The sequence below is a fragment of the Vibrio sp. 1731 genome, from assembly GCF_033339955.1.
Lineage (GTDB): Bacteria > Pseudomonadota > Gammaproteobacteria > Enterobacterales > Vibrionaceae > Vibrio > Vibrio alginolyticus.
Window position 1 is genome coordinate 226,217 of the sequence record NZ_JAWOVO010000007.1, and the last position, 15,787, is coordinate 242,003.

At 44.4% G+C, this 15,787-nt stretch carries 18 protein-coding genes and 1 other RNA gene; 11 read left to right on the plus strand and 8 right to left on the minus strand.

Going from position 1 to position 15,787, the window contains the following annotated elements; all coding sequences use genetic code 11:
* Window positions 1-26: 26 nt before the first annotated feature.
* The gene (gene rpoE / locus R7035_RS10720) at window positions 27-605 is read right to left on the minus strand and encodes an RNA polymerase sigma factor RpoE (RefSeq protein ID WP_005380946.1); all 579 of its coding nucleotides are present in this window, start codon (window positions 603-605) and stop codon (window positions 27-29) included.
* A gap of 554 nt (window positions 606-1,159) precedes the next feature.
* On the opposite strand from rpoE, the gene nadB reads away from it, so the two are divergent.
* Window positions 1,160-2,773 carry an L-aspartate oxidase gene (gene nadB, locus R7035_RS10725; protein ID WP_005380947.1) on the plus strand — a complete coding sequence of 538 codons (1,614 nt, stop codon included), beginning with the start codon at window positions 1,160-1,162 and terminating at the stop codon, window positions 2,771-2,773.
* 22 nt (window positions 2,774-2,795) lie between these two features.
* Here the strand turns inward: nadB and R7035_RS10730 are convergent, their stop codons facing one another.
* Complete coding sequence (locus R7035_RS10730; RefSeq protein WP_232284629.1) at window positions 2,796-3,257, minus strand: protein YgfX; 462 nt, start codon at window positions 3,255-3,257, stop codon at window positions 2,796-2,798.
* Window positions 3,226-3,486 carry a succinate dehydrogenase assembly factor 2 gene (locus R7035_RS10735; protein ID WP_005380951.1) on the minus strand — a complete coding sequence of 87 codons (261 nt, stop codon included), beginning with the start codon at window positions 3,484-3,486 and terminating at the stop codon, window positions 3,226-3,228. The genes R7035_RS10730 and R7035_RS10735 overlap by 32 nt, the downstream gene beginning before the upstream one ends.
* A gap of 189 nt (window positions 3,487-3,675) precedes the next feature.
* On the opposite strand from R7035_RS10735, the gene ygfZ reads away from it, so the two are divergent.
* The 3 genes from ygfZ to R7035_RS10750 all read left to right on the plus strand — a co-directional run bounded on the left by ygfZ (window position 3,676) and on the right by R7035_RS10750 (window position 5,954).
* Entirely contained in the window at window positions 3,676-4,644 is a 969-nt protein-coding gene (ygfZ, locus tag R7035_RS10740) for a tRNA-modifying protein YgfZ (protein ID WP_005380959.1), read from the plus strand.
* Window positions 4,637-5,110 (plus strand): aminoacyl-tRNA deacylase, encoded by a 474-nt coding sequence (locus tag R7035_RS10745; RefSeq protein ID WP_005384562.1) that lies wholly within the window; start codon window positions 4,637-4,639, stop codon window positions 5,108-5,110. Before ygfZ ends, R7035_RS10745 begins: the two co-directional genes overlap by 8 nt.
* Before the next feature lie 637 nt (window positions 5,111-5,747).
* Window positions 5,748-5,954, plus strand: a complete 207-nt coding sequence (locus R7035_RS10750; RefSeq protein WP_005380970.1) for a DUF1107 domain-containing protein — start codon at window positions 5,748-5,750, stop codon at window positions 5,952-5,954.
* Between the two features lie 65 nt (window positions 5,955-6,019).
* Here the strand turns inward: R7035_RS10750 and R7035_RS10755 are convergent, their stop codons facing one another.
* The 3 genes from R7035_RS10755 to R7035_RS10765 are packed head-to-tail and all read right to left on the minus strand — an operon-like array spanning window position 6,020 to window position 9,040.
* Window positions 6,020-7,228, minus strand: a complete 1,209-nt coding sequence (locus tag R7035_RS10755) for an FAD-dependent 2-octaprenylphenol hydroxylase (protein ID WP_033907445.1) — start codon at window positions 7,226-7,228, stop codon at window positions 6,020-6,022.
* Window positions 7,229-7,259: 31 nt separating this feature from the next.
* Window positions 7,260-8,438 (minus strand): 2-octaprenyl-6-methoxyphenyl hydroxylase, encoded by a 1,179-nt coding sequence (gene ubiH, locus R7035_RS10760; RefSeq protein WP_005380974.1) that lies wholly within the window; start codon window positions 8,436-8,438, stop codon window positions 7,260-7,262.
* Between the two features lie 23 nt (window positions 8,439-8,461).
* Window positions 8,462-9,040, minus strand: coding sequence for a YecA family protein (locus tag R7035_RS10765; protein WP_005380976.1), 579 nt, complete (start codon window positions 9,038-9,040; stop codon window positions 8,462-8,464).
* 249 nt (window positions 9,041-9,289) lie between these two features.
* Here R7035_RS10765 and R7035_RS10770 point away from each other — a divergent pair, with 249 nt between their 5' ends.
* From R7035_RS10770 to serA, 5 genes are all read left to right on the plus strand, one after another.
* The gene (locus R7035_RS10770; protein ID WP_005384553.1) at window positions 9,290-9,598 is read left to right on the plus strand and encodes a cell division protein ZapA; all 309 of its coding nucleotides are present in this window, start codon (window positions 9,290-9,292) and stop codon (window positions 9,596-9,598) included.
* An 8-nt stretch (window positions 9,599-9,606) separates the two neighbouring features.
* Window positions 9,607-9,791, plus strand: a non-coding RNA gene (gene ssrS, locus R7035_RS10775) — 6S RNA.
* Between the two features lie 5 nt (window positions 9,792-9,796).
* Window positions 9,797-10,396 (plus strand): 5-formyltetrahydrofolate cyclo-ligase, encoded by a 600-nt coding sequence (locus R7035_RS10780; RefSeq protein ID WP_005384552.1) that lies wholly within the window; start codon window positions 9,797-9,799, stop codon window positions 10,394-10,396.
* A gap of 53 nt (window positions 10,397-10,449) precedes the next feature.
* Complete coding sequence (gene rpiA, locus R7035_RS10785; RefSeq protein ID WP_005380982.1) at window positions 10,450-11,106, plus strand: ribose-5-phosphate isomerase RpiA; 657 nt, start codon at window positions 10,450-10,452, stop codon at window positions 11,104-11,106.
* Window positions 11,107-11,380: 274 nt separating this feature from the next.
* Window positions 11,381-12,613 carry a phosphoglycerate dehydrogenase gene (gene serA, locus R7035_RS10790; protein ID WP_005384551.1) on the plus strand — a complete coding sequence of 411 codons (1,233 nt, stop codon included), beginning with the start codon at window positions 11,381-11,383 and terminating at the stop codon, window positions 12,611-12,613.
* Window positions 12,614-12,684: 71 nt separating this feature from the next.
* Here the strand turns inward: serA and R7035_RS10795 are convergent, their stop codons facing one another.
* Together R7035_RS10795 and R7035_RS10800 are read right to left on the minus strand one after the other, a co-directional pair.
* Complete coding sequence (locus tag R7035_RS10795; RefSeq protein ID WP_005384550.1) at window positions 12,685-13,377, minus strand: oxidative stress defense protein; 693 nt, start codon at window positions 13,375-13,377, stop codon at window positions 12,685-12,687.
* Between the two features lie 208 nt (window positions 13,378-13,585).
* Entirely contained in the window at window positions 13,586-14,482 is an 897-nt protein-coding gene (locus R7035_RS10800; protein ID WP_132936935.1) for a LysR family transcriptional regulator ArgP, read from the minus strand.
* 147 nt (window positions 14,483-14,629) lie between these two features.
* On the opposite strand from R7035_RS10800, the gene R7035_RS10805 reads away from it, so the two are divergent.
* Window positions 14,630-15,259: a LysE/ArgO family amino acid transporter gene (locus tag R7035_RS10805; protein WP_213907433.1), complete on the plus strand. Its 630-nt coding sequence runs from the start codon at window positions 14,630-14,632 to the stop codon at window positions 15,257-15,259.
* Window positions 15,260-15,285: 26 nt separating this feature from the next.
* Window positions 15,286-15,768 (plus strand): YbaK/EbsC family protein, encoded by a 483-nt coding sequence (locus tag R7035_RS10810; protein WP_005380994.1) that lies wholly within the window; start codon window positions 15,286-15,288, stop codon window positions 15,766-15,768.
* Window positions 15,769-15,787 lie beyond the last annotated feature (19 nt).

Consider the following 15,787-nt stretch of genomic DNA (forward strand, 5'->3'; position numbering starts at 1 on the left):
TATTTTCACCATAGTTATTACTTGTACTAGCGTTGCAAAAGAGGTCTGATTTTCTTTTCCACCGCCTCACGAGCACGGAAGATACGCGATCGTACCGTTCCTACCGGGCAATCCATCACTTCTGCAATTTCTTCATAACTCAAGCCATCGAGCTCTCGTAATGTCATTGCGGTTTTTAAATCTTCAGGTAAAGCTTCGATTGCACTGAACACCACCCGTTGCAATTCTTTGGACAACGTTAAGTTCTCAGGGTTCGATATTTCTTTAAGTGCACTACCTGTTTCGTAAAATTCAGCATCTTCAGCATCGACATCTGTCGCTGGAGGTCTACGCCCTTGAGCAACAATGTGATTTTTCGCAGTATTCACTGCAATGCGATACAGCCACGTATAAAACGCACTTTCCCCACGAAAGCTAGGGATAGCTCGGTAAGCTTTAATAAACGCTTCTTGTGCTACATCTGGTACATCGCCAGGATTACTAACGTATCTGGAAATAAGATTACATACCTTATTCTGGTACTTTGTTACCAACAGGTTGAATGCTTGCTTATCGCCATTCTGAACTCGCTCAATCAATACTTGATCGGTCAGCTGCTCGTTCATTCGAGCGGATACTCCTATTTGTTATGCCCCTACTCTTCTCAGATATGGGTACTAATTATGCAAAACGTAGTATTGACACCACTGCTTACTTGAGCACTATTGTGACCCTAACGTGAATGAGAAAGTTCCATGGTTTCTCAAGTTTTTTGTCATTGTTTTTTCACAATGTGATGTCTGTACCCAAATGACCACCGCTGCCTGACTTTAGTCTAAGTTTGACAAGCGAGCATCTTGGAGGGAAATGGGTATAATGAATGATCTCTGTCCCAGATTGTGCTGGGTCGGGCATGGAAAAGCAATGGCATTGACAAACTATTACTTTTCATTTGCATGGCTAATGGCTATCTGAACACCGCGTTACAAATTATAACTTAGGAAGCATGCTCATGCTCTGCATGAAAAAGAAGAGTGGCTCAGTCACCGCCGTAACACGGACGTCGATAGGTCTCCCAACTTAGCCCTTAGCGACAGATGTCGCGATAATGGAATGCACATGGTGTGCAAATAATACACAAGGTAACTTTGTTACCTTAGCTTGGGATTATAAAAGTTATATGAACACAAATCGTGAACATGAGTGTGATGTATTAGTGGTAGGGAGTGGCGCGGCAGGTTTGTCGTTGGCTTTGCGCGTTGCTAACCACTGTAAGGTGATGGTGCTGAGTAAAGGACCACGCAGCGAAGGGGCAACCTACTATGCTCAAGGCGGTATCGCTGCCGTATTTGATGAGTCAGACACCATTGATTCACACGTTGAAGACACGCAAATCGCCGGGGATGGTATTTGCGATGAGGAGACCGTAAGGTTCATTGCTGAGCATTCAAAAGAGTGTGTACAGTGGTTGATTGACGGTGGTGTCCCATTTGATCGTGAAGAAGATGACTCTGACGATGAACCTCGCTACCACTTAACTCGTGAAGGTGGTCATAGCCGTCGTCGTATTCTTCACGCGGCAGATGCGACAGGTATGGCGATGCAAACCTCCCTGCAAGATAACGCTCATAACCATCCAAACATTCATGTTCTCGAACGTCACAATGCTCTGGACTTAATCACCGAAGACAAAATTGGCGGTGATAAAAACAAAGTTATCGGTGCTTATATTTGGAACCGCAACGAAGAGCATGTCGAAACCGTGCGAGCCAAATTTGTGGTTCTCGCTACAGGTGGTGCTTCAAAGGTTTATCAATACACCTCTAACCCAGATGTGTCGTCTGGTGATGGTATTGCGATTGCTTGGCGTGCAGGGTGTCGTGTGGCGAATATGGAATTTAACCAGTTCCACCCTACGTGTTTATATCACCCAGAAGCACGTAACTTCTTGCTGACTGAAGCGTTGCGTGGCGAAGGTGCTTACCTGCGTCGTCCAGATGGCTCTCGCTTTATGCCGGATTTCGATGAACGTAAAGAGCTTGCTCCGCGTGACGTCGTGGCTCGTGCTATCGACTTCGAAATGAAGCGTTTAGGTGCCGACTGTATGTATCTCGACATCAGCCATAAGCCTGCTGACTTTATTACGAAACACTTCCCAACCATTTATTCACGTTTGATGGACTTGGGCATTGACATGACTAAAGAGCCAATCCCAATCGTACCTGCTGCACACTACACTTGTGGCGGTGTCATGGTGGATAGAAATGGCTGCACCGATCTGAAAAATTTGTATGCGATTGGTGAAGTTAGCTACACCGGGCTGCATGGTGCTAACCGCATGGCATCAAACTCACTTCTCGAATGCGTGGTTTATGCTTGGTCTGCGGCAAAAGATATTCTAAAACATCACACTAACGTTGAGCTACCTTCACAGGTGCCATGTTGGGATGAAAGCAAAGTAACCAATAGTGATGAAGAAGTGATCATTCAGCACAACTGGCACGAGCTTCGTCTGTTTATGTGGGACTACATGGGCATTGTGCGAACTGACAAGCGTTTAGAGCGCGCCTTACGCCGTATCCAACTGTTGCAACAAGAAACACACGAGTACTACAGCAATTTCCGAGTGTCGAACAACTTATTAGAACTGCGTAACCTTTTACAAGTAGCAGAGTTGATGGTTCGTTGTGCGATGCAGCGTAAAGAGAGTCGAGGTTTGCACTACACGCTTGACTATCCGAACCAACTGGAAAACAGCGGCCCAACGATTTTGGTTCCAGCTAAACAGCTTTAACTTTACCAAGTAAACTATTACATCAGCAGGGAGCATTAGCTCCCTGTTTCATTTCCCATTGGCGTAATACCAAAGATAGTTGACGATACTGCTCATCGTCACAGCTATCACGCCAAATCGTAACAACACGGCCAGATTGCAATTGGAATGTTATCTTGAATGGTGATGCCGATGTATCGACTCGCTGTAAATGACCCTTTTCGGACTCAATATCTTCCGAGCATTCGCCACACTCAAGGGCATCAAACCTAACCGAGCCATCGCAGTGCACATACCAATGCCCATGACTTGTAGGTTGAACAAGGCCTTGGCTTGAGAGAGCCTTAACAATCAGTAATAACAAATAAGTCGATAATACGAGCGGAATGCTAGAGAAGATAACAGCCCAAGTCATCAATAAGAAAAGTACAACATTGAGGACTCGGGCAGTCAGAGAGGGAGAAGCAGTAAAATTAACGAACTTTGCTGAGGTTATGGGCGACAATTTTATCAACCATTGCTGCATGACCTAAATTTTCGCTACGGCCATGCCCCATTACCCAAGTAAACAGATCAGGATCATCGCATTCAAGTAAAGAAACAAAGTCACGCTGCTCTTGTTCACTCAGAGTATCAAAGCACTCTTCAAAAAACGGCATAATTACTACGTCAAGCTCAAGCATGCCTCGACGACAAGCCCATTTAATACGCGCTTTTTCTTCCGGAGTGTACATTCACTATTCCTTCATAGATGTCTTGTTGTTAGTGCGGAGTGTAACAAGGGATGTGCTACGTCACTAGTGTGCGGGTCACAATACGATAGTGAAAGCAGACAAATGTTGATTCGTAAATCGCTCCCCTAGTATCTCAAGGTTATTTGGGTATAACATAGCGGAAAAATATCTTCAAAAGGCATTGTAATTATGGAATGGCAAACTCGTTTTTCAGCATTACCTCTCTCAACTCAAGACGCGCTTCCAGAGTTATCTATCTCACTGCTGGATAACTTCGGCATGATCACCATGATCGGTGATGATAAAAAATCATACTTACAAGGTCAGGTTACCTGCGATGTTGTTTCTTTAGAACAAGACCAATCAACACTGGGCGCACATTGTGATGCAAAAGGCAAAGTGTGGAGCGTGTTCCGCCTTTTCCATCATCATGATGGCTACGGCATGATCCAACCAAAATCGGCGATTGACGTAGAACTTAATGAAATAAAGAAATACGCCATTTTCTCTAAAGTAACGATTGAAGCTTCTGATGACGTTATCTTAGGTGTTGCTGGCGTCAAAGCCGACGAATTCATTTCAACAATGAGCAAGACAACTGGCAGCGTTCGCGCAGTTGACGGTGGCACAGCAGTGCAAGTTGCACAAGATCGCTGGTTACTGATATTAAGTGCGCCAGAAGCACAGCAAATCGTTGAAACTACCGACGCTGTCTTTACGACAAATGAGCTTTGGAATCGTTTCGATATTGAGGCAGGTTTACCATTTGTCTCTGCATCCGCGCAGAATGCTCACATTCCACAAGCACTCAACGTGCAAGCTTTAGGAGGCATAAGCTTCACAAAGGGCTGCTACACGGGACAAGAAACGGTAGCACGAGCGAAGTATCGCGGTACCAATAAACGTGCGATGTATATCGTAAAAGGTGCAACTTCTGCTCCATTCAGTGACGAACCAATTGAGCTCGAACGCAGCGTAGGTGAAAACTGGCGTTCAGTAGGTGCTTTATTAAATCACTACCAGTTCAGTGACAATCACGCGATTGGCCTGATCGTGCTGCCTAATAATCTCGATGAGGACACTCGTCTTCGTTTGGTTGCGCAACCAGAATGTGAATGGACAATCGAATCACTGCCTTACAGTCTTGATGATGAGTAATACAATCAATACTCCTTTGATGCAATTTCTCACAGACCAACACATTCCGTTTCGTCTGTTACCGCATCAAAGACCAGCAACCACCATTGAGGATGCCGCGCACCAACGCGGCATTCGCCCCTCTCAAATGGTGAAAGCAATCTTGCTACGAGACATGGGTAATCAATATGCACTCGCCTGTGCGCCAGGTGATCGTAGCGTTGATCCCAAAAAAGTGCGCTCGTTACTGAAATGTCGCCGGATGACTTGTGTTGATCAAGCCGATGTTGAGTCCATCACTGGTTACAAAATTGGTACTGTCACTCCTCTGCTACTAAAACGTCATATGCCAATCGTGTTCGACCCTAGCTTACTAGAAGAACAGGAAGTCACGATCAGCAGTGGCGATCGAATGGCTGGGCTGGCGCTTTCTATTCAAGATCTTATCCAATTGTGCCAGCCGACCGTAGCTGAGATCTGTCGTTAATCGTCTAAAAACAATGTAATGACACGTAGTGTTTCTATCACTGCGTGATCTCGCTCATATCTACAAAAATAGACATGAGAATTTTTAATCACATATAAAACATAAATAGTCACAAAGATAAAACTCGTATATGCTGAATTTGTTGGTTAAGTTTCAAACAAGCACTTAACCAATATAAAGTGAGTCAGCTAGCTGAGTGACAGCATTCATGCAGTTAGTTATCCACTTTTGTGTAATGCATCTGTGACTATTCGCCCGCTGAAGCGGGCTTTTTTTACGTGGAACTTTTTCTCTTTCATTTCCTCTAATCGTTAGAACGCAAAGTGTGTTACGCGAAGCACGACCTTAATAGAAACAACTAGCAAACAACCGTTTTCGTTCTATTCTTAATTCTGTAACAAAACTATTGCTTAATGCGTCACGTAAAAAGGAGTGTATTGGGTAAGGGTTCCTTTAGAGAGGTTATTTTTGGGGTAATCCTCACGCTATTTAAGAGATGACACTGTCAAATTGTCTAAGACAACACAATTCTCTGACGCAACACCCTACATCTGTATTTAATACTATTGCTGTCACAATAATTTTCGCGTCCAGAACGTAGAATACCTAGGCTAGGTTAGATAAAAGGAAAGTAAATATGAGACTGTTTAAGCGCTATACACCAAGTATGATTGCTAAACATATAAGTCGTCTTTTTAAAGGAAGAATTTATATTTACGGGGTCGGTAGATTCGAGTTTGATAACGGTAAGTTAATACTGCCGGAGAAAGCAGAGCAACGCCATTTCCGAGCGGTCAAAGAGATCAATCAAGAAATAATGAAACTCCGATGCGCATATGCTTAGCAAAATGTTGATAAAACAAAGGCTGGATTAACCAGCCTTTTGTGTATTTGAAGTTCGCTTTGCACTTACTGACGCGCCAGATCCGGCAAGTGTCCCTTTAAACCAAGCGCGCGCTTCATGATCTCATCTTTCGCTCCCGGCAGTTGCCCCGCTAAACTCAAGCCAATGCCACGAACAAGCTTTTTAGCAGGGTTCTCGCCAGAGAACAAATCTCGAAACCCTTGCATAGTAGCGATCATCTTTGCCGCTTCCGCTTTTCGCCAACGCTCGTAGCTTCTTAGGTTGCGTTTACTGCCGATATCTTGACCCTGCTTCCAAAGTGCTAATACTTCTTGAGCAAGACTGGCCGCATCTAATAAACCTAAATTCACACCCTGCCCCGCTAATGGGTGAATGGTATGGGCCGCATCACCAACCAGCGCGACTCGCTCGACAACAAAATCTCGCGCATAGCGCATTTTCAAAGGAAACGCAGCACGCTCTCCCACTACTTCACATAGACCAAGTCGAGCATCAAACTCACTCGTCAACGCTTTATTGAAATCATGTTCACTCATTGCCACTAACTGCTCTGCTCGATTTGGCTCCGTGGACCAAACAATAGAGCACATATCTGGTTGCGACATTGGCAAAAATGCCAACGGTCCGTGAGGAGTAAATATCTGGCGCGCAATGCTGTTGTGTGGCATAGCAGTTTTGACATTCGCGACCAAAGCATGATGACCATAGTCCCAATGCGTTAATGGAATATCCATTTGATGGCGAAGCCACGAATTCGCCCCATCGGCTCCGACCACTAATTTAGCGGTCATGGCTTGGCCATTATCGAGCGTCAGCCAGCTTTCTTGCTCACCGACCGCGAGAGTCGCGCAACGTGCAGGCATAAACATCGTGACGTTATCGAGCTTTTGGACTTGTTCAAGCAGTGCAAGTTGAATCACACGATTCTCAACAATATGCCCTAAATCAGGTTGTGCCATACTTTGTGCATTAAATTCAATGCTGGCAAAGCTATCTTGTTCCCATACTTCCATGCCATGGTAAGGCGAAGCTCGGCGCTGTTCTATGCCCTGCCAAGCACCAAGTTTACGCAAAATCGTCTCACTAGAGCGGCTCAGCGCAGACACACGAACATCGGGTAATTCTTTCAACGAATCATCTGGCACTTTACCTTCAATAACGGCGACACGCAGATCACTGTCTTTGAACGCGGCAGCAAGTGCCAACCCAACCATCCCTCCGCCGATGATGGCGATATCTACACTTTGCATCATTGCTTTTTATTACCTAATTCAGTGCGGCCGTTCATCGTTTTACCAAGCCAAGTGTATGGCGTAGTAGCGGCTGCTTAAAAATAGAAAGGTTATCCATCGCTGCTAAGGCAGTATTTCGGCCAATTCGCATCGCGGGTAAATCATTTGAAAAAACATGTACTAAGGCACTGGTTAGCCAAATAGTTTCGCTTCGATCTGCTTCTCTACGTTGACTAAAGCGCATCAGGCCTTGATAAAGACCCACATCCTCACTTTGCTGCACAATTTCTTCTGCTAGTGAGACTACATCGCGAATACCGAGATTAAAGCCTTGTCCAGCTATCGGGTGCAGCGTTTGCGCCGCATTTCCAACAATCGCAAAGCGATGTGAAATATTTTGCTTTCGATGGCGAAGAAGCAATGGGTAACTTGCACGGCGCCCCACTTTTTTCATCGCGCCTAAACGCCAACCAAAATCGTTCTGTAAACGCTGGAGAAATGCTTGATCAGATAACTCAAGAACGGCTTGGGCTTCTTCAGGGTGCAAACACCAAACTAAGGACATTCGATTGTCACTCATTGGCAATAAAGCAACAGGGCCATTCTCAGTAAAACGTTCAAAGGCTCTACCTTGATGAGGTTCTTGAGTCACAATATTGGCAATGACAGCCACTTGTTCAAAATCTTGCTCAGAAAGTTCTAGACCAATTTTCTGACAACAGGTCGAAACAGCACCATCTGCAGCCACCAGCAGTTTTGCTTCAAGTTGCTCACCACTTTTCAACGTCACATGGGTACAGTTTTGCTCGCGCTCGATATCGGTAACGGAGTCAGGACAAAACAGCGTAATTGACTCGCTACTGTCTAATAATTCTTGATATACACGCCCAACATCGGCTAATTCTACAACATACCCTAGAGCTTCAACCCCAACCTCTTGCTTGGTAATCTCCGTCATCCCAGCATGAGAACGGTCAGAAACGTGGATATGTTCAATGGGTGTGACAAACGGTTCTACTGACGTCCAGAGCTGTAGTTGACGCAACAGATTGACAGTACCGTAAGACAATGCGATTGAGCGAGAGTCAAAACCAGGGTGCATATCTGATTGTGCTTTAAAAGGCTCAACGACGGCAATGCGGAGCTTTCCCTGAGACAAATGGTCAATCGCCAATGCTAACGTTGCACCAGCCATGGCACCACCAGCAATGACTACATCATATTGCTTCATACTAACCTCTGGACGGTCTACGATTAGTGAATAGTAGGTTTTTTGTCGCTGCTTTCAGGACGAACACCAAATTCAGCATGAATCGTTAGTACGCAAGCTTTGATGTGCTCAATCACTTGCTCTAGCAATTGCGCTTGTTCACCAAGATCGTCATCTTCATCAATGCCTAATTTGGCAATCTCTTCTAGATCAGCCAGTGCTTCTTTAGCGTCATCAGATGCTTTGTTAAGCGCAACGCCTGCTAGACCTAGCCCAGAAATAAAGTGGTTTACAAAGTCGGACACACTGTCGGCTAATGCAAATAAGCCTTCTTCGCCCGGCTCATCTGGCAATAGTAAAGACAGCTCCATTGATGTGCCAGTAAGCTCATTAACAGTAACGTTGAATATGCTCTGAGCAAAAGTGAGTGCTGTCGAGGGCCACCCCATCCCATCATTGGTGTAGTCAAAAAGAATCGGCTGCCAAGTTTGATCATTGATCGCCAATCCACCACTTAACATGCCAACAAATAAGCCATGTAACTCCGCCGGTGTCACAGCCAGGCTTGCCGATTGCAGTTCAGCAGCAATAGATTGGTATTCAGGAAGGGTGATTTCACTCATAACTTGGCTCATTCTTGCGTAATAATGTATTGGTATATCCTACCATCAAGGTTAGTGGTCTGAAACGGCTATCAAATTCAATTTTGGACAGCATTTGTTCAATTTGCCCAATTCCTGTGTGATCTCGTCATCATTTCTCTTTCTGTGATGGGAAATGCTTGAATCTTAATAGCGGTTTTCCTATAGTTTGCTCCTCGGTAGTTGTATGAAGCAACACCTTAGATAGCGCGAATATAGAGTTTATTCATCATGAGCAATCAAGCGATCGACGTTGAAATATTAGGCAAACTTACACGTGTGAATTGTCCGACAGGACAAGAAGAGTCTCTTGTTGCAGCGGCAAAAGATCTGGATCGCCGATTGAAAGAAATGAGCGAACGTACTAAGGTAACCAATGAAATCCAACTGCTGACCTTTGCTGCATTGAATATTTGCTATGAGTTGCACACCAAGTCATACGAATCCAATGGTCAACAGCAAGAAATTACTGAGCGAATGGAAAAGCTCACCGCGTCTTTAGAGAACGCACTAAGCAAAGTTACGCAAGGACAGCAGTAAATACAAAATTTACCCTGGGGTGTGCGTCAGCAGGATTTAAGTCCCTGAGCCGATAAGCAATACCTAAGGGTTAGTATTTGGTAACTATTGAGCAAGCTCGGCATGCACCGAGAAGCCTACGGTTGTCATTGCTGATCCGCCTTGAACCAGCTGGTTCAAGGGCCACAATCCTCAACGGCACCCTGGGGTATTCTCTCTATGTCAGACCTCTCTCGACAAGACTTCCGCAAACTGATTCGTGAAAAGCGCAACGCTCTGTGCAGTGATACGCAATACCAAGCGGGAATCGACCTTATTACTCAATTTTCCCAACTTCCTGAAATCGATCAGGCGCAACATATTGCCATCTACCTTTCTGCAGACGGTGAGCTTGATACTAAACCGCTCATTGAATGGTTATGGCAACAGGGAAAATCGGTTTATCTGCCCGTCATCCATCCCTTTTCTAAAGGTCAGTTACTGTTTCTTCAGTATATAAGTGATGAACAGCTCGTCTACAACAAGTACGGCATCTTAGAGCCCAAGCTCGATATCAGACACCTCAAACCCGTTCGCCAGCTTGATTTAATCTGCACGCCTTTAGTTGGGTTCGACAGTATCGGACACCGCTTAGGCATGGGCGGAGGGTACTACGATCGTACTCTGTCACGTTGGTTTATAACTGGAGAGGGTGCTAAACCTGTCGGTATCGCTCATGACTGCCAACATGTAGAACGCTTACCAATTGAAAGCTGGGATATTCCATTACCTAAGATCGTGACCCCAAGCCAAATATGGCAATGGGAAAGTGACAAGTAAGCCGCTATAATCACGCCCGCAAACGTTAACGAACATCTATTCAGGAGATTGGCATGACTCAAGATGAAATGAAAAAAGCGGCTGGTTGGGCAGCACTAAAATATGTTGAGAAAGGCAGCATTGTCGGTGTTGGTACTGGCTCTACCGTGAATCACTTCATCGATGCACTAGGCACTATCAAAGATGATATTAAAGGTGCAGTGTCTAGCTCTGTCGCTTCAACTGAGCGCCTTAAAGAGCTTGGTATTGAAGTATACGAGTGTAACGATGTAATGAAGCTGGATGTGTATGTTGATGGCGCAGATGAGATCAACCCAGCACGTGAAATGATCAAAGGCGGCGGCGCGGCTCTGACTCGTGAGAAAATTGTCGCAGCAATCTCTGATAAGTTCGTATGTATCGTTGACGGCACTAAAGCAGTTGACGTACTTGGCCAGTTCCCATTGCCTGTTGAAGTAATCCCAATGGCACGCTCTTACGTGGCTCGTGAATTGGTAAAACTAGGTGGTGATCCAGCTTACCGTGAAGGCGTTGTGACTGACAACGGCAACGTGATTCTGGATGTGCACAATATGCAAATTACCAACCCGAAAGAAATGGAAGACAAAATAAACGGCATCGCTGGTGTGGTGACTGTGGGTCTTTTCGCTCATCGTGGTGCTGACGTAGTGATCACTGGCACACCAGAAGGTGCAAAAATTGAAGAATAAATAACAGCCCAAAATGAACCTATCTGGTTCACTTTTCTGTTATTTCATTACATACGGTGCTGCAAGGCACCGTTTTTTATTCCTTTCTATAAGAAAATTATCTCTTATTCCGTAATTTTCTTACCCAAAGCAATTTTTTTTTGTTACTTTATTGAACAGAAGACGCACAGGGAAACGTTTGTCTTCCTACAAAACTGTTAATTATCCCCTTTTTAATAGTTTTGCCCAATGTGCGCCACATTAGCCCACCTTTCCATTTTAAGGACGAGAAAAAATGGCCAAAGTTTCACTGGAAAAAGAAAAGATTAAGATCCTCTTGTTAGAGGGACTCCACCCTTCTTCAGTTGAAGTTCTTCAAGCAGCTGGTTATACCAACATTGAATACCATAAAGGTTCCCTTCCGGAAGAAGAACTAATTGAAGCGGTAAAAGACGTGCACTTCATTGGTATCCGCTCCCGTACGAACCTATCCGAAGAGGTAATCAATGCGGCGAACAAGCTGGTTGCAATTGGCTGTTTTTGTATTGGTACTAACCAAGTAAACCTAGATGCAGCAGCAAAACGCGGTATTCCTGTCTTTAATGCACCATTCTCTAACACTCGAAGCGTGGCAGAGCTTGTACTTGGGCAAATCCTTTTACTAGTGCGTGGTATTCCTGAAAAGAATGCACTTGCACATCGCGGTATTTGGAAGAAAAGTGCAGACAACTCTTACGAAGCTCGTGGTAAGTGCCTTGGCATTATCGGATACGGTCACATTGGTACGCAGCTTGGTATTATTGCCGAAAACTTAGGTATGCGCGTTTACTACTACGATATTGAGAACAAACTGTCCCTTGGTAATGCGACGCAAGTACATACCATGAGTGAACTATTGAACAAATGTGATGTGATTTCTTTGCACGTTCCCGAAACACCGGAAACGAAAAACATGATGGGTGAAGCTGAATTTGCTCGAATGAAACCAGGTTCCATCTTTATCAACGCGGCACGTGGCACCGTTGTGGATATTCCTGCACTTTGCCATAGCTTAGAAGCTGGTCACCTTGCCGGCGCTGCAATTGATGTATTCCCAACTGAACCAAAAACGAATGCTGACCCGTTCGAGTCTCCTTTACAAAAATTCGATAACGTCATCCTCACTCCACACGTTGGTGGTTCAACGCAAGAAGCGCAAGAGAATATCGGCTTAGAAGTGGCGGGTAAACTGGCTAAGTACTCTGATAATGGCTCGACACTTTCAAGCGTAAACTTCCCTGAAGTGTCATTACCAGAACACAGTGGTGAGTGTTCTCGTCTGCTTCATATCCACAAGAACCGTCCTGGTATCCTAACTCAGATCAACACCATCTTTGCTGAAGAAGGCATTAACATTGCCGCGCAGTACCTACAAACAGCCGCTGAAATAGGCTACGTAGTGATCGACGTTGAAACTGAACGCTCAGAAGAAGCTCTAACAAAGCTCAAAAACATTGAAGGCACAATCCGTGCTCGTATCCTGCACTAAACAGTGAAACAGAAACGACAAAGGCAGGGGTTATGACTCCCTGCCTTTTGCTTTTTACTGTTTGCTAAGCCTTACTTTAGCTTATAAATGACATCGACTTGATCGCGAATGATCATAGTTGAATCTTGGTAGCTATTCGCTCCTTCTTTACTATCCATCGCCATTGAACGCATTAACACAGGCTGAACGTGCATCTGTCTGTAATTGATCTGCCATACATCGCCCAACTTTTTCTCAAAACCAGTCGCTAATGACCCTGCTTTTTCTCTTGCGTCCTTAATCGCAGCCATTCGTGCCTTTTGCTGATACTCGGCTTGGTTGCTTACCTTAAGTTGAATATTATCAACCTGATTAATTCCCGCTTCTAACGCCATATCTAGGTATTGGTTAAGGTTTTTCAGATCCGTCACCGTGACATCAATACTGCGAGATGCTCGATACCCAACAAGTTCTGCTTTCCCTGATTTAGGGTAATGGTACTGAGGAGCAAGGTATAAATTCGAGCTAGTAATATTGTCTTTTGACAAGCCGGCATCCGATAAGCTTTTTAGAAACTCTTCAACGGTTTTATCTACGGACAATTTCGCTTGTTCGGCCGTCATTGTCGTATCGACTACTTTTACAGAAAACGTAGCCATATCAGGTGTGGCCGTCACTTCGCCATACCCCGTTGTCGTAACATGAGCAAACTCTGGCGTATTCGCCAAAACTGAAGCACTGGTAAGGCTGAGTGCTGAAGCCAGCAAAAATGAATACAATTTCATTCAATAAATCCATCCATACAAAATTAAGTACTTAATCTCAGATTCCAACATCACTATCATGGCTGAGAAAGCGTGTGGTTTCATAATAGAAACTTCCGCCGATTATCCAAGCACCCATAGTGACTTCTAACACAACTTTGACTATGTAACATTGGCGTAATTTTTAAACAAAACACACTTAAGTTAACGATATGCAGCTCTGACAAACTTATTGAGGTAGATGCTCCTGCGCATACCCGACTATCGCGTGTGAGATTTCTTGTAATACCCCAGTTTCTAACTGCCAGTGGTGCCAATAAATCCGATGGGACATTAAAAAACCTGGAGTCACATCAACCAACACACCTCTGTCTAATTCGTCGGTAATTTGCAAGCGGGGGATCAAGCAATAAGCAACACCAGCTAACGCCACTTTTAGAAACGCTTCAGAACTACTGATGTTGTGATGAATAACGCTGTCAGGATTGACGTTAAAATGCTCGGTAAGAAATGTTTTATGTAGATCATCATATTGGTCATATGAAACGGCCGGTGCTTTTGCCAATGTCTGATTATTTACGCCTTTAGAAAAATAACGCTGATAGAACTCTGGGCTCGCGACACAAACATAATCGATGCGACCTAAATAGTCTGCTCTGCATCCGGGGATTGGCTGGGACTCCAAGCTGATCGCTCCTGTCACTTCGCCACTTTTGAGTTTTTCAATAGAGCGGTATTCACCATAGATAGTCAGTTTTAGTTCAACTTGACGCTGCTTCATAACATTTTTCAGCGCTGGCAGTAGCCATGTTGCAAGGCTATCTGCATTAGTCGCTAAAGAGAGTTGCACAGGTCGCGTACTGGTATCATTTTTTAGTTCGGGGAGAATTTCATGCTCTAGCAAGCGTACTCGCCGATAAAGACCCAACAATTTTTTACCAATTGGCGTTGGCTTAGGTGGCTGGCTTCGAATTAAAACAGGCTGCGCGAGAAACTTCTCTAACTGCTTGATACGTTGAGAAATGGCGGATTGAGAAACAAATAAATGCTCGGCAGCACGCTCAAAGCTACCCTGATAAACTATAGCGTCTAATGCCTCAATCCATTTGTAATCTAACCCTCGCATACCTTTCCTCTCACTCTTGATCAAACGCCTCCCGTTAAATTAGTCTATCTAATGTAAGATTAAAATCATTAATTATACTTATTTAGATAAACGCTTTATCTTTCCCTTTTCTGTAAATGTATTTGTTATTTTGAAGTGAGGTGAAGTGTGAGCTTGTGGGTTCTATTGCAAGGTTTTGGTTTAGGAGCATCAATGATCATTCCGATCGGCGCGCAAAATGCGTATGTTTTGAATCAAGGCATAAAGCGTAACCACCACCTAACAACCGCCACTATTTGTAGCGTGCTAGATATGATTTTCATCTCTCTAGGTATTTTTGGTGGTGGTGCAATTCTGTCTAAAAATGAAATCTTACTGACGTCGGTGACACTTGGTGGTATTGCTTTCTTGAGCTTCTATGGACTGCTCTCACTAAAAAGTGCTTTTAAGCCAGAGAGTGAATCGGAATCAAAAGGGGAGATCGTAGCTCGAGGTCGTCGAACGGTTATTCTAGGTGCGTTAGCCGTTACTGTGCTTAATCCGCACTTATATTTAGATACAGTCGTTATTCTAGGTTCGATCGGTGGACAATTTGAAGGCCATGATCGCATTGCTTTTGCACTAGGTACGATTATGGCTTCCTTTGTTTGGTTCTACACTTTATCGATAGGAGCCGCCAAACTAGGTCCAACACTCTCTAAACCAAAAGTGAAAAAAACCATCGACATTGCAATCGCAATGATGATGTTCACAATAGCGTATATCTTAGCGAGTGAGCTTATTGATAAGTATTGGTAATCATAAGGTAGTAAGGCAGCAAAGACATGGAGTCACTAAAACGTATTTATAACAACAATAGAGAGCGATTCAACGCGCTCTCTATTCCTTTTCGGGAATGGCAGCACGAAGCCATCTTAGACTTTGAGACAGATATACGTATTGCGAGAGAGCTTGGTTGGACGGGTACGCATACCAAAAGCCTCTTTTTAACACTCAAAGGACAAGGTTACGCGGTTTATCTGACAGATAAGGACTCGCGCCTCGATGCCAAGCAGATTAAAGCGATTACAGGTAAACGTCCCTCTATTTGTAATGACGATGAAATGGTCGAAGTGTTAGGTTGCGTACCCGGCGCGGTTTGCCCAATAGGCTTACCGGAATACATCACTATCATTGTTGATACCAATCTCTATCAACATCAAGAGTTGCTCTATACGCCTGGCTTACCTGAGTTCACATTTGGATTTGCAGGTAAACATCTAAAACGCCTCTTACTTGCTGGTCATCACACCCTTTACGAAATATAAAAAAGCGAGGCCTATTGGC

Bases quoted from the DNA above. Each gene is read 5' to 3' on its own strand.
- rpoE (WP_005380946.1), bottom strand. From the start codon at position 605: ATGAACGAGCAGCTGACCGATCAAGTATTGATTGAGCGAGTTCAGAAT.
- nadB (WP_005380947.1), top strand. From the start codon at position 1,160: ATGAACACAAATCGTGAACATGAGTGTGATGTATTAGTGGTAGGGAGT.
- R7035_RS10735 (WP_005380951.1), bottom strand. From the start codon at position 3,486: ATGTACACTCCGGAAGAAAAAGCGCGTATTAAATGGGCTTGTCGTCGA.
- ygfZ (WP_005380959.1), top strand. From the start codon at position 3,676: ATGGAATGGCAAACTCGTTTTTCAGCATTACCTCTCTCAACTCAAGAC.
- R7035_RS10745 (WP_005384562.1), top strand. From the start codon at position 4,637: ATGAGTAATACAATCAATACTCCTTTGATGCAATTTCTCACAGACCAA.
- R7035_RS10750 (WP_005380970.1), top strand. From the start codon at position 5,748: ATGAGACTGTTTAAGCGCTATACACCAAGTATGATTGCTAAACATATA.
- R7035_RS10755 (WP_033907445.1), bottom strand. From the start codon at position 7,228: ATGATGCAAAGTGTAGATATCGCCATCATCGGCGGAGGGATGGTTGGG.
- ubiH (WP_005380974.1), bottom strand. From the start codon at position 8,438: ATGAAGCAATATGATGTAGTCATTGCTGGTGGTGCCATGGCTGGTGCA.
- R7035_RS10765 (WP_005380976.1), bottom strand. From the start codon at position 9,040: ATGAGTGAAATCACCCTTCCTGAATACCAATCTATTGCTGCTGAACTG.
- R7035_RS10770 (WP_005384553.1), top strand. From the start codon at position 9,290: ATGAGCAATCAAGCGATCGACGTTGAAATATTAGGCAAACTTACACGT.
- R7035_RS10780 (WP_005384552.1), top strand. From the start codon at position 9,797: ATGTCAGACCTCTCTCGACAAGACTTCCGCAAACTGATTCGTGAAAAG.
- rpiA (WP_005380982.1), top strand. From the start codon at position 10,450: ATGACTCAAGATGAAATGAAAAAAGCGGCTGGTTGGGCAGCACTAAAA.
- serA (WP_005384551.1), top strand. From the start codon at position 11,381: ATGGCCAAAGTTTCACTGGAAAAAGAAAAGATTAAGATCCTCTTGTTA.
- R7035_RS10795 (WP_005384550.1), bottom strand. From the start codon at position 13,377: ATGAAATTGTATTCATTTTTGCTGGCTTCAGCACTCAGCCTTACCAGT.
- R7035_RS10800 (WP_132936935.1), bottom strand. From the start codon at position 14,482: ATGCGAGGGTTAGATTACAAATGGATTGAGGCATTAGACGCTATAGTT.
- R7035_RS10810 (WP_005380994.1), top strand. From the start codon at position 15,286: ATGGAGTCACTAAAACGTATTTATAACAACAATAGAGAGCGATTCAAC.